A 12884-nucleotide genomic window follows, 5' to 3' on the forward strand; every position below is an offset into this window, starting at 1 on the left:
TTCTTTTAACTTTTCTTTTTTAAAATATAGATCTGAAACTCTGCACTCAATTCAAATTTTTCAACTTGCTCTAATTGCTCACGCCGTTCAGGCTTCGCCTTATAAGCATATGGCGTCATTGCGATAAGAGACTTTAAATCATTTTGGTTTAACACCAATGGTGCTTGGATTAAGCTTTCATCAATTAATTCAAAGTGCTCGCTCAACTGCGCTACAAATTTATGTGGCTCATGTGCTTTAACTTCTTCAAATAGTGCTTCTCGCATTTTATATAAATGTTGTGGACCTGGGGTAACAACCATTAAATACCCCGATGATTTTAATACACGTAATATTTCCGCCTCGGGAATAGGACTAAATAAACTGGTACATAAATCGATGGTCTCGCTTAAAACAGGCAACACAGCCCCCGTACCCACAACCCAAGTGACATTTTGATTTAATTTTGCTGCTACCTGAACTGCAGTTTTAGCAATATCTACCCCTACAACTTGTATCGCTTCAGCTTCCATTGCATTGGTGTAATATCCTTCACCGCAACCAATATCTAGAAGATTTTCAATACGTAATTCTCGTATTTTAGCAACGACAGCTTGCTGTAATGGCGCATAGAATCCCGCTGATAAAAATGACCGTCTAGCTTGAACAGACTCGGGGGTATCCCCAGGATTTTTACTATGTTTATGCTGTACGACATGCAAATTCACATAACCTTGCTTTGCAATATCGTAACTATGATTACTCTTGCAGCGCCATGTTTTCCCCTCAAGCGCCAATGCCTCGCGACAAACAGGACACATCAACAGATTCATCATTTTCTCCAAAAAATTTTAGCGATGAAAAAAGCCGGCATAAGCCGACTTGATCTCATTTGATTCTTGCTTAGCGCAATTTTAAGGTCATTAGACCTAAAACTACCAGCATAATTGTGATAATCCAGAAACGGATGACCACCTGTGTTTCACGCCATCCTTTCTTTTCATAGTGATGATGTAACGGCGCCATAAGGAAAACACGTTTATTTCGCATACGAAGCGAACCGATTTGTAAGAATACAGAAACTGCTTCGACTACAAATACACCCGCCATAATTGCAAATACAATTTCCTGACGTACCATCACCGCAATAGTTCCCAACATCGCTCCAAGCGACAAGGCACCAACATCTCCCATAAATACTTGTGCAGGATGCGCGTTATACCAAAGGAATGCTAAACCTGCACCTATCATTGCAGCACAAATAACAACGAGTTCAGATGAATATTTCACATAGGGAATATGTAAATAATTTGCAAAACGAACATCACCCGCCAAATAAGCAAACACCCCTAGGCCCGCCGCAACCAATACAATTGGCATAATTGCAAGACCATCTAAACCGTCAGTCAGGTTAACAGCATTCGACGCACCGTTAATCACTAAATAAGTGAATATGATAAAACCGATCCCTAAAGGGATTACCGATAAAGGAATTGTAAGATCTTTAAAGAAAGGGATCAGCAAATCCAACATATTCGCAGTGTGTACAGGATTAGTTTGCTGAGTCGCAATTACGTAGAGTGATATCCCTGCACCCAAAGAAGCGACAGATGTCCAAAAAAACTTCTTACGCGCTGGCAAACCTGCATTGTCTTTATAACGGATTTTAATCCAGTCATCAGCCCAACCTACGGCACCAAATATTACCATCACGCCAAGCACAATCCAAACATAAGGGTTTGAAAGGTCTGCCCAAAGTAAAGTTGAAATCCCAATAGAAAGCAAAATAAGGAGACCACCCATGGTTGGTGTTCCCATTTTTTTGGCATGGTTTTCCGGAGCGAAAGAACTTACCGCTTGGCCATATTTTAAAGCTTGTAACTTACGGATCATAACAGGACCAAGAACTAGGCCTATCGTGAGTGCTGTCAAGACACTGAGCAGCGCACGTAATGTTAAATAACGAACCACTTGGAACGAGCTGTGATAGCCGGAAAGTTGTTCAAATAACCATAACAGCATTTAGAGTTTCTCCATCAAATCTGCCATCAACGTTTCCATATGGGTATAACGAGAACCTTTGAATAAGAAACTCATTTTTTGCGGTTGATGTGTTTCGATTAGACTAATTAAAAATGGTAGAGCTTGCTCTTGATTGAGGAAAGCTTGTAACTTTTTCCCGTACTGAGTACTACGTGCGCCTTCCTGTGTTGCTGGTGCAAACTCACCAACAGCAACGACAAAGTTGAGTCCGCGAATCGAAACCAAATCTCGCCCGAGTAAATAATGTTGTTGAGCAGCAGTCGGACCTAACTCACCAATATCCCCAATCACCATGACACGAATACCTTCTTGCTGTGCAAGCACTTCACCCGCTGCACGCATCGACGTCGGATTGGCATTGTATGTATCATCGATAAATAAAAAATCATTTTTTTGAATAAAATTCAAACGCCCCTTTGCACCCACAGCTTGTTCTAAACCCGTGACAATATCATCCAAGCTGATATTTAATGACAATGCAAATGCAGCAGCTGCCAAAGCATTTTGAACATTATGCTCACCAGCAAAAGGTAAATCCACGGGTTGGACACCTACAGGCGTATGCAATTTAAATTGTGCACTTTGTGGATTCAGCTGAATATCTGAAGCATAGACATCGCCACCTTCTCCAAAACTTAAGATTTTTATTGTTTTTACACTTTGACGGATCTGGTCTATATAATCATCAGCTGCTGGCACGATCGAAGTTTCTGAAACATGACTATAGATTTCAGATTTAGCTTTACAAATTCCGTCACGCCCACCGAACTCACCAAGATGAGCTGTACCAATATTAATAATACCCGCAACATGAGGTTGAACGAGCTTCGAGGTATAGTCAATTTCTCCTTGATGACTTGCTCCGAGCTCCATCACTGCATATTCATGATCTGGTCGAAGCTCCAATAGCATCATAGGCACACCCAGATCATTATTGAGATTACCTCGCGTGATCAATGTCGGTGCTTTGCGAGCAAGAATACTACCAAGCATTTCTTTAGTCGTGGTTTTGCCGCTACTACCAGTCAGTGCGATAACTTTTAATTGCGCATGTTGAGCGCGACGAAATGCACCAAGCATACCTAATGCTAATCTCGTATCTGTTACCACCAACTGACAAATATCAATGTCTAAAGGCCGCTCAACAATCGCAATCTGACAGCCTCTTTCAGCCACTTGTTGAACAAACTCATGCGCATCAAAACGCTCACCTTTCAGGGCTAAAAAAGCATCCCCCGACTCCGCATGACGTGAGTCTGTCAAAATACGCTTTACTTCTCCAGTCGGTTTTTTATCATTCAACCAATACCCTTGAGTTGCAGCAACAAGATCAGACAAAGTCCATGGGTCAAGTGTCGCAGTACTTGTAGTAGATGTGTGCATAATGATTCCTTAGTCTGCTGGATAAGATGCTGGCTCAGTCGCATGCTGACCTTTAATGGCTGCTTGGACTTCTACCACATCATCAAACCAATGACGAACACCATCAATCTCTTGATAATTTTCGTGGCCTTTGCCTGCAATCACAACAATGTCACCTGCTTTTGCTGTTTTCACTACAAACTTAATCGCTTCACGACGATCATGAATTTCATGAACCTCTCTGTTCGAAAATTCAATTCCAGCCTTCATGTCAGCAAAAATTTGTTCTGGGTTTTCAGTACGTGGATTATCTGAGGTAAGCAATACAACATCTGCATGATCTAAAGCAGCCTGTGTCATTAATGGTCGTTTACCGCGATCACGATCACCACCGCACCCAAACACAGCCCATAATTGCTGTGAAACATGACGTTTTAATGTTTGAAGAACCTGAATTAATGCATCAGGAGTGTGCGCATAATCCACGACAAACAAACGATCTTGATCACGCAATACTTGCATACGCCCTGGCGCGCCTTTTAGCTGAGGAACTAAAGCGACTAACTGAGATAAATCTAAACCTGCCTGTTCAACAGAGATTAAGCTCGCAACCACATTTTCAATATTAAAATGACCCAATAACGGACTATGCACTAAATAGCTTTGGGTCTTGGTCACCAATTTAAAATGAACACCGTCTAAACTATATTGAATCTTTTCAACACGGTAATCCGCGGGTCGAGTGGTGGAGTAAGTCAAAATTTTAGGTTTTGCTGAATTTTGCTCCGCCGCTTTAAGCATGATATTTGCGTAAGCATCATCGATATTGATGATTGCAACTTTAAGACTCTCAAACTGAAATAAGCGTGATTTAGCTTCTGCATAGGCCTCTAAAGTCTTGTGATAATCCAAATGATCGCGACTTAAATTACTGTAAGCTGCAATTTCAATTGCCGTTCCATTGAGACGCCCCTGTTCAAGACCATGGGAGCTTGCTTCAATAGCAGCAAACTCAGCTCCCTGCTGAACATAAGTATGCAATTGATTTTGCATATGCAACGCATCTAACGTGGTATGTGTAGATGCTTCAAGGTGAGGTAAAATCCCATTCCCTGTCGTCCCCATCACCGCGCATGGGTGTTTGCTTAACACCAATAGCTCTGCAACAAGCCTTGAAATGGTCGTTTTACCATTGGTTCCCGTGACAGCCAATACTCGAAGTGGATTTACTGGCTGTGTCTGTTGCAAATAATCTTTCTGCCATTGTCCCATGAGCATACGCACATTCGGAACGATTAAACTTGGCGTTAAACCTAAATCTTGTTCTGAAATAATAGCCAAAGCACCAAGATCCAGTGCCTTCTGTGCATATTCTGCAGTTTTTTCAGGTTGAGAAAGACTGGTCAAAGCAATAAACACTTGTCCCGCTTCAACTTTACGACTATCCAACTGGAAGCCATTAAATGCTTGTTGCATCCATTCTGCTGGATGATCTACAGCGTAGATTTGTTGAAATGTAATCGACATTCATCACCTATGGAATGGATTTTGGAGTATCTAAGGGTTTATCCAACGGTACGTTTAATAGTCTCAGCGATTCCTGCATTACTTTTGCGAAAACAGGTGCTGATACAGTTCCACCATAATATGTGCCTTTTGGATTTTCGACCACGACGACCATCGCCAAACGTGGATCACTTACAGGTGCAACACCTGCAAATAAAGCTCGATATTCATTGGTCGAATAACCTTTACGGTCAGCACGTAATTTGTGTGCTGTACCCGTTTTACCTGCAACACGATAACCTGGTATTTGAGCACGAGTCGCTGTACCGCCTGGTAATGTTGCTGTCTCCATCATTAACAAGACTTGATCCGCAATTTTAGGATCAAGCATTTGTTCACCTTCAGGAGCTTCATCCAACTTGTACAAACTTAAAGGAACTTTCTTCCCTTTATTTGCCAGCATGGCATAAGCGTCTGCCAATTGCAGTACCGTGGCATTGAGACCATATCCATAGGACATGGTTGCAACTTCTGAAATATTCCATTTACTTGGCGGTAAGATCAGACCTGGACTTTCACCAGGGAATTTAACAGCCGAACGCTGTCCAAAACCAAGACGCTTATAGAACGTTGGTAAAGTCGGATAAGGCAAAGATAAGGCAATTTTCGCTACACCTACGTTGGAGGATTTTTGAATAATGCCACCTAAAGTAAGCGCTCCATAATTATGCGTATCACGAATTGTATGATTACCGACACGCATCGACCCTGGGGTGGTATTAACGACTGAGTTTGCAGTGTACTTACCACTTTCAAGCGCCATCGCCACCGTTAATGGTTTCATCGTCGAACCTGGTTCAAACGAGTCAACTGCACCGCGATTTCGCATTGCATCTTTATTGGATAAACTTTTTTTATCATTCGGGTTATACGACGGCCAACTGGTCATCGCTAGAATTTCACCGGTTTTGACATCGACCGCAATTGCTGTAGCAGAACGTGCATTATTTGCCACACCTACCGCGGTAAGCTCTCGATACATAATGTATTGCAATCGAGAATCAATACTGAGTGTAATATTTTCCCCAGCTTCAACTTCTTTAATAACTTCTGGAACTTGAACACGGTTACCATGCTTATCACGTACAATTTTCTGTTCGCCATTGACCCCTGCAAGCCGCTTATTCAGCTGCATCTCCAAACCTTCAATCCCTGTTCCCTCGGTATTGGTTAAACCAATGATTTGAGAGTTGGGTTGTGGTTGTGGGTAATAACGTTTATATGATTTTTCAGAATATACGCCAGCAAAATTGCGTTGTGCTAACAGAGCCGCTTGAGCAGGTGGTACTTCTTTTTTCAATACTAAATAACGTGAACGAGCTCGATCTTGAACACGCTTTTTGAGGTCAGCTCGATCCAACCCAACTGCATCTGCTAGCTCATCTAAATTCAGGTTTTCCTGTGGTAACTGATTTTTTAATTTACGACTGGTTGGATTCTTTTTTAACTCTTCAGTGATTTCATCAAAAGTTGCTTTAGTTTCAAAATAATGTTGAGGATCAATCACCACCTTCATAATCGGTGTGCTAATTGCTAATGGCACACCATTACGGTCGCTAATAACCCCTCGCATCGCACTTAATTTTTCAGTACGTAAAATTTTTGCGTTGGCTTTATTTTGCAAAAAGTCTTTGTTCACAATTTGAACATAAAAGGCACGTGCAACCAATACCACAAAAAATGTCAGGACTAAGCCCCACATTAAATAGAAACGCCACATATCTACAGCAACGGTTCTTTTCTGTGTAATGGGCTGCTGTTTTTTACGTGTTTGTTTTGTTTTGATTTTATCAACCATTCAGCGTGCCTATTGATTTTTCGCGGTTTCAGCAGGAAGTGAAATCACCACAGTCTGTGATGTTGGTGGTGAATACATACGTAATTGTGTCACTGCACGTGTCCCAATCTGTGCAGTCGCTCCAAATGTCTGTTGCTCAATAAGTAGACGACCCCATTCAGCATTGATGTCTTCAAGCTCACGCATATGCGTATTGAATTCACGAAAATCTTGACGATAAGAATAGACCTGATAGACCACCATAAATGCGCTCACCATGACCATAGCGGTTAAAATGCTATAGATCAGTATTTTTTTACGCACCAAGGGCGTTGCTACAGGTTCCTGTTGTTCTACGTCTTTTTCCTTTTTCATTATTCGCCTTTAAAATTTATACGCTCTGCAACTCGCAACCAAGCACTTCTAGAACGCGGATTTTGTTTCACTTCTTCTTCACTCGCGCGTACGCGATCAATTTTTTTCAAACGACGAGTTTCTTTAGGTTTCTGAGGTAAGCCCCAACCATCATCCTCAGCTAAAGTCGACTCTTTTTGAATAAATTGTTTAATAATTCGATCTTCTAAGGAATGGAAACTGATGACCGCTAATCGACCTCCATTATGAAGCATATCCAGTGCTTCAGGTAAAAAAGCATGCACATCTTCTAATTCTTTATTGATTTCAATTCGAATTGCTTGGAATGTACGTGTCGCAGCATGCTTATTTTTTTCCCATTTCGGATGGGCAACTTTTACAATTTCAGCCAATTGACCTGTAGTCTCAATATAACCTGCTGCTTTAATCGCTTTCGCAATGCGGCGGCTATATCGTTCTTCACCATACTGAAAAATAATATTCGCTAAATGCTCTTCATCAACTTCAACCAACCATTGCGCTGCAGTTAAGCCTTGAGAGTTGTCCATTCGCATATCCAGTGGACCGTCTTTCATAAAGCTGAAACCACGTTCGGCCTGATCAAGTTGTGGCGATGACACACCCAAATCTGCCATAACACCATCCACAGTTTCAACACCGCGTTGATTTAAGGCTGTTTTAATATCTGCAAAACTTGCATGAATAATGGTAAATCTTGGATCTTCTTGTTCTAACTGAGCAGCCACAGCCAAAGCCTGCGGATCTTTATCAAATGCATAGACACGAGAATGTTCATCTAATTTAGACAAGAGAAGCCGAGTATGACCTCCTCGACCAAAGGTGCCATCTACATAAATCCCTGTATTACGCCCACCCAATAGAGCATCTACAGTTTCATGAAGTAATACAGAAATATGCGACATAATAACGTTTCAGAACATCTAAAAATTTAACTGCACATTATTACCTTGTTTTAATAAAGCTCCAAACGACTTTTTGTAGGTAAATTTTACTTTCTATAGGCAAAACCGTTTCATTCACTGGAATGTTCAAATAAAAAAGCCTCACTTAGAGGCTTTTTTATTGAATTTCAATTACTTCGGTATATTAACGACGGCTGTTATAAATCTGATCAAAAATCGCACCATTCACAAAATGTGCTTGTTGTGCTTTTGCCCAACCACCGAAAACCTCATCAATGGTGAATGTTTTTAACTTAGGAAATTGTTTTGAGTATTTTGCTAACACTTCAGCATTACGCGGACGATAGAAATGCTTAGCAGCCATCTCCTGACCTAATGGTGAATATAAATAGTTAATATAGCCAGTTGCCAACCATTTATTGCCATTTTTATCTACAGTACGATCAACGATGGCAACAGAAGGCTCTGTTAAAATCGAAATAGATGGATAAACAATATCAAACTGATCTTTGCCCAAGGCTTTTTGAGTGACCAGTGCTTCATTTTCCCAAGTGAGCAACACATCGCCAATTTTACGCTCAGCAAATGTCGTCATAGAAGCGCGCGCCGCAGAGTCCATCACTTTAACGTTATGGTACATCTTGCCGACAAAGTCTTTTGCTTTCGCTTCATTACCACCTGGTTGTTTGAGTGCATAACCCCAAGCTGATAAATATACCCAGCGTGGTAGTCCACCTGTTTTAGGGTTTGGTGTGATGATTTCTACACCCGGCTTAACAAGATCTTGCCAATCCTGAATTTTTTTAGGGTTACCTTTACGCACCATAAAAACAATGGTTGATGTATAAGGTGCAGAGTTATAAGGGAACTCTTTTTGCCATCCTTTATTGATTTGACCCGATTTCACGATCTCTTCAATATCATTTGCCAAAGCCAAAGTGACAACGTCGCCTTTCAAGCCATCAACCACAGAGCGTGCTTGTTTACCTGAGCCACCATGAGATTGTTTAAAGTTGACTTTCACTCCAGTTCTTGACTGCCAATATTGACCAAATGACTGATTAAACTCATCATAAAATTCACGAGTCGCATCATAAGATACATTCAGGAAATCACGTTGTGCTGCTTGAGAAGATACGCTGAACGATAAACCTGTTGCGAGTAAGCCCGCTGTAAGCAAGGCTTTAAATTGAGTTTTCATAGTCAAAAAATCTAGATATACATAATTAATCTAAATATATGAAATAAAATCATATTCATCAATTTAATTTGGACATGTGATTTACGTTATATTGCTACCATTTTTCTTTCAAGATTATGAATTAATTCATAAATCATCTTAAATACAGTCTATATTCAAATATATAGTATTTTATGGATTTCTTATAATTAAAAATGGATAGCATATCGCTATCCATTCACATAAGTTCTAAAAATAGATTATTTTTCTGCTGAAATTTGGTCGTAAATAGCGCCATTTACAAAGTGCGTTTGCTGCGCTTTCGCCCAACCACCAAATACTTTATCGATGGTAAATAATTGTACCTTTGGAAATTTAGTACTGTATTTAGCTGCGATTTTTTCATTACGTGGTCGAAAATTATGTTTAGCAGCTAATTCCTGCCCCAAAGGTGAATACAGATAGTTAAGATATCCTTTTGCGAGATTACGATTCCCATTTCTATCTACGGTTTTATCTACGATGGCAACAGAAGGCTCAGCTAGAATTGAAATGGATGGATAAATAATTTCAAATTTATCTTGCCCCAAACCTTGCGTCGCTAAGAGCGCTTCATTTTCCCAAGACAGTAAAACATCACCAATTCCACGTTCAGCAAAAGTCGTGAGTGATCCACGGGCTCCTGAATCTAACACTTTGACATTTTTGTATAATCGTTTGACTAACTCACGAGCTTTGGCATCATTTCCGGCAGGCTGTTTAAGTGCATAGCCCCATGCAGATAAATAAATCCATCGTGGCGCACCACCTGTTTTTGGGTTCGGGGTAATGATCTCAACACCTGGTTTGACTAAATCATTCCAGTCTTTGATATTTTTTGGATTGCCCTTTTTTACTAAAAAAACAATGGTAGATGTATAGGGTGCTGAATTATTGGGAAATTCTTTTTGCCAATTTTTATTGATATAACCTGCTTTTACAATTTCTTCAATATCATTTGCAAGTGCCAAGGTCACAACATCTGCTTGTAATCCTGTTGCTACAGCACGTGCTTGTTTCCCAGATCCACCATGAGATTGCTTAAATTGCACGTCTTGACCAGTACGTTTTTTCCAAAACTCACCGAAACTTTGGTTATATTCTTGATAAAATTCGCGAGTGGGATCATAAGAAACATTTAAAAATGATGTATTCGCCTGTGCAGTCATACTGAACAACAATGCCCCAATACTCATTGTGCCCAATAATTTATTGAAAAAGTGCTTATTCATTAAAATCTCTTTTTTATTACATTTATGAATTGCACTATATTTTTTATTTACTTCAGTCACAATGTATTCAATAGACGAATTAAATCATTGTAAATATCTAAATTTTATATACATTTTCTTCATATGAATTGCATTTTTATCACTTATACTCTCTTTAAAATTTACCGCATAACATCATATCTTCACCGAATCTCCATATTTTATTGATAAAAAGAGGCAAAATTTATTTCAGCTACAGGTTGAGTAACTTAAGGATTGTTGAATAAAAATTGTAAGAAAGTGTGATGCATTTGTACTTTTGTGAATTTTATGTTTAAAATGTAAACCTAATTACTCTTACAATAAATTCAAAATAGGGGAAAATTGAAATGAATTTGTGCTATTTACAAGCGTTCAGCTTAACTTTATGTGTTTTTGGTATGAGCCAGACACATGCAGCAGCGTTACAAAACCCTGCTAAATCACTACAAAACTCTAGTGTTGCTGAAAAGTCTTTAACACCTATCGAACGCGCATTGACTCAACAAAAACGTGAACGTGCTGAGAACAAACCTTCTTCAGAGACGGATCAGATTAAAGTGATCACCTCTATTAAGAATGCTCCAACGCAAAACTTTCTAGCATCGCAACACCAACAGTTTTCGCGTTTTTTACAAAGTTTATTTCCTCAGCACACATCTTAAGCACCATTTTTCTCAATCTCCCCAATTGAGCCAAATTTAGCCCAGTCCGATTTAATGAATTAATCATTAAGCCACTGGGCTTTTTGCTATAATAAAACCAATTTTTATTTGATAACTTTTTCTGGCTATGACAGTTCGTACTCGTATTGCACCATCTCCTACAGGTTTCCCCCATGTAGGTACTGCTTATATCGCATTATTTAACCTATGCTTTGCTCAACAGCATGGCGGTGAATTTATCTTACGTATTGAAGATACAGACCAACTCCGTTCAACACCTGAATCAGAAAAAATGATTCTCGATTCATTGCGCTGGTTAGGTTTAAATTGGTCAGAAGGTCCAGATGTGGGTGGCCCTCATGCGCCATATCGTCAATCTGAACGTATGGATATTTATAAAAAATATGCGTTAGAACTGGTTGAAAAAGGTCATGCATTCTATTGTTTTGCCACTGCTGAAGAATTAGATCAAATGCGTGCAGAACAACAAGCACGTGGTGAATCTCCTCGTTATGATGGTCGTGGTCTAAAACATACGCCAGAAGAAGTTGAAAGACGTTTAGCGGCTGGCGAACCGCATGTTATTCGCATGAAAGTACCTGAAGAAGGGATTTGTAAATTTAATGACTTACTGCGTGGTGAAGTAGAAATCCCATGGGCACAAGTTGATATGCAAATTCTGCTGAAAACCGATGGCCTACCAACTTACCACTTAGCAAACGTTGTTGATGACCATTTAATGGAAATCACTCACGTGATTCGTGGTGAAGAATGGATTCCATCTGCTCCTAAACACCAATTGCTTTATCAATATTTTGGTTGGGAAATGCCTGTGCTTTGCCACATGCCACTTTTACGTAACCCTGATAAATCAAAACTATCTAAACGTAAAAACCCAACTTCAATCAATTACTACAAAGATATCGGTGTATTACCAGAAGCATTATTAAACTATTTGGGTCGTATGGGTTGGTCAATGCCAGATGAACGCGAAAAGTTCAATTTGGCTGAGATGATCGAGAATTTTGACATCCAACGTGTATCGCTTGGGGGTCCAATTTTCGATGTAGAAAAACTCAATTGGTTAAACGGGCAATGGATCAAAGCACTTAGCCCTGCTGAGCTTTTAGATACTTTATTGGCGTGGAAGGCAGATCGTGCCAAGTTAGAAGAAATTGCAGCGGCAATTCAACCACGTATTAACCTATTGTCTGAAGCAGTGAATTGGTCAGCACATTATTTTAATCACTTCCCTACACTGTCTAAAGCACAATTCGAAAGTAAAAAGTTATCTGAAGAGCAAGTTCGTCAAAGCCTACAATTTGCAATTTGGCGCTTAGAAAGCTTATTTACTTGGAATAATGACACTGTTAGCCAAACGCTAATGGATTTAGCTGCACAAATGGAAATTAAATTACGTGACTTTATGCCTGCGTTCTTTATTGCCATTGCGGGTTCTACTGCTTCAACGCCAGTGATGCAAACCATGGTGACCATTGGTCCTGATTTGACTTTTGCTCGCCTGCGTCATGCACTCGAAATCGTTGGCGGTCCAAGTAAAAAAGAGCTTAAAGTATGGGAAAAATTGAATGAAAGCTTAAAATTGCCGAAAAATGATGCAGTTGATGAAGCTTAATTAAATTTTTTATTGACGCATGAGTGTTATATCCCTAATATAGCGCTCACACAGATTGAGCACTTAGCTTGATACCTAGATTGCTTTTA

General features: G+C 39.8%; 11 protein-coding genes. 2 read left to right on the forward strand and 9 right to left on the reverse strand.

What is annotated here, in order from left to right; genetic code table 11:
* Window positions 1-5: 5 nt before the first annotated feature.
* From AC1M9I_RS07065 to AC1M9I_RS07105, 9 genes are all read right to left on the reverse strand, one after another.
* Complete coding sequence (locus AC1M9I_RS07065; protein ID WP_179998864.1) at window positions 6-812, reverse strand: putative RNA methyltransferase; 807 nt, start codon at window positions 810-812, stop codon at window positions 6-8.
* A gap of 70 nt (window positions 813-882) precedes the next feature.
* Window positions 883-2001 carry a phospho-N-acetylmuramoyl-pentapeptide-transferase gene (gene mraY, locus AC1M9I_RS07070; RefSeq protein WP_092767279.1) on the reverse strand — a complete coding sequence of 373 codons (1119 nt, stop codon included), beginning with the start codon at window positions 1999-2001 and terminating at the stop codon, window positions 883-885.
* A complete protein-coding gene (locus AC1M9I_RS07075; RefSeq protein WP_481593248.1) occupies window positions 2002-3405 on the reverse strand; it encodes a UDP-N-acetylmuramoyl-tripeptide--D-alanyl-D-alanine ligase in 1404 nt (467 codons plus the stop codon). It lies immediately after the preceding gene.
* Window positions 3406-3414: 9 nt separating this feature from the next.
* Window positions 3415-4911 (reverse strand): UDP-N-acetylmuramoyl-L-alanyl-D-glutamate--2,6-diaminopimelate ligase, encoded by a 1497-nt coding sequence (locus AC1M9I_RS07080; RefSeq protein WP_481610861.1) that lies wholly within the window; start codon window positions 4909-4911, stop codon window positions 3415-3417.
* A 7-nt stretch (window positions 4912-4918) separates the two neighbouring features.
* Window positions 4919-6748, reverse strand: a complete 1830-nt coding sequence (gene ftsI / locus AC1M9I_RS07085; RefSeq protein ID WP_481593246.1) for a penicillin-binding protein PBP3 — start codon at window positions 6746-6748, stop codon at window positions 4919-4921.
* Window positions 6749-6757: 9 nt separating this feature from the next.
* On the reverse strand, window positions 6758-7102 hold the full coding sequence (ftsL, locus tag AC1M9I_RS07090) for a cell division protein FtsL (RefSeq protein WP_035263955.1): 345 nt from the start codon (window positions 7100-7102) through the stop codon (window positions 6758-6760).
* On the reverse strand, window positions 7102-8025 hold the full coding sequence (rsmH, locus tag AC1M9I_RS07095; RefSeq protein ID WP_481591473.1) for a 16S rRNA (cytosine(1402)-N(4))-methyltransferase RsmH: 924 nt from the start codon (window positions 8023-8025) through the stop codon (window positions 7102-7104). Before rsmH ends, ftsL begins: the two co-directional genes overlap by 1 nt.
* Before the next feature lie 184 nt (window positions 8026-8209).
* Window positions 8210-9226: a sulfate ABC transporter substrate-binding protein gene (locus tag AC1M9I_RS07100; RefSeq protein ID WP_481589159.1), complete on the reverse strand. Its 1017-nt coding sequence runs from the start codon at window positions 9224-9226 to the stop codon at window positions 8210-8212.
* Between the two features lie 239 nt (window positions 9227-9465).
* Window positions 9466-10440, reverse strand: a complete 975-nt coding sequence (locus AC1M9I_RS07105; protein WP_481591513.1) for a sulfate ABC transporter substrate-binding protein — start codon at window positions 10438-10440, stop codon at window positions 9466-9468.
* A gap of 404 nt (window positions 10441-10844) precedes the next feature.
* Between AC1M9I_RS07105 and AC1M9I_RS07110 the strand changes: the two genes are divergently transcribed.
* Together AC1M9I_RS07110 and gltX are read left to right on the forward strand one after the other, a co-directional pair.
* Window positions 10845-11159: a DUF4179 domain-containing protein gene (locus AC1M9I_RS07110; protein ID WP_481610862.1), complete on the forward strand. Its 315-nt coding sequence runs from the start codon at window positions 10845-10847 to the stop codon at window positions 11157-11159.
* A 127-nt stretch (window positions 11160-11286) separates the two neighbouring features.
* Window positions 11287-12795 carry a glutamate--tRNA ligase gene (gene gltX / locus AC1M9I_RS07115; RefSeq protein ID WP_481589160.1) on the forward strand — a complete coding sequence of 503 codons (1509 nt, stop codon included), beginning with the start codon at window positions 11287-11289 and terminating at the stop codon, window positions 12793-12795.
* Window positions 12796-12884: the final 89 nt, after the last annotated feature.

The sequence above is a fragment of the Acinetobacter sp. ANC_7553 genome (assembly GCF_056779895.1).

Bases quoted from the DNA above. Each gene is read 5' to 3' on its own strand.
- AC1M9I_RS07065 (WP_179998864.1), bottom strand. From the start codon at position 812: ATGAATCTGTTGATGTGTCCTGTTTGTCGCGAGGCATTGGCGCTTGAG.
- mraY (WP_092767279.1), bottom strand. From the start codon at position 2,001: ATGCTGTTATGGTTATTTGAACAACTTTCCGGCTATCACAGCTCGTTC.
- AC1M9I_RS07075 (WP_481593248.1), bottom strand. From the start codon at position 3,405: ATGCACACATCTACTACAAGTACTGCGACACTTGACCCATGGACTTTG.
- AC1M9I_RS07080 (WP_481610861.1), bottom strand. From the start codon at position 4,911: ATGTCGATTACATTTCAACAAATCTACGCTGTAGATCATCCAGCAGAA.
- ftsI (WP_481593246.1), bottom strand. From the start codon at position 6,748: ATGGTTGATAAAATCAAAACAAAACAAACACGTAAAAAACAGCAGCCC.
- ftsL (WP_035263955.1), bottom strand. From the start codon at position 7,102: ATGAAAAAGGAAAAAGACGTAGAACAACAGGAACCTGTAGCAACGCCC.
- rsmH (WP_481591473.1), bottom strand. From the start codon at position 8,025: ATGTCGCATATTTCTGTATTACTTCATGAAACTGTAGATGCTCTATTG.
- AC1M9I_RS07100 (WP_481589159.1), bottom strand. From the start codon at position 9,226: ATGAAAACTCAATTTAAAGCCTTGCTTACAGCGGGCTTACTCGCAACA.
- AC1M9I_RS07105 (WP_481591513.1), bottom strand. From the start codon at position 10,440: ATGAGTATTGGGGCATTGTTGTTCAGTATGACTGCACAGGCGAATACA.
- AC1M9I_RS07110 (WP_481610862.1), top strand. From the start codon at position 10,845: ATGAATTTGTGCTATTTACAAGCGTTCAGCTTAACTTTATGTGTTTTT.
- gltX (WP_481589160.1), top strand. From the start codon at position 11,287: ATGACAGTTCGTACTCGTATTGCACCATCTCCTACAGGTTTCCCCCAT.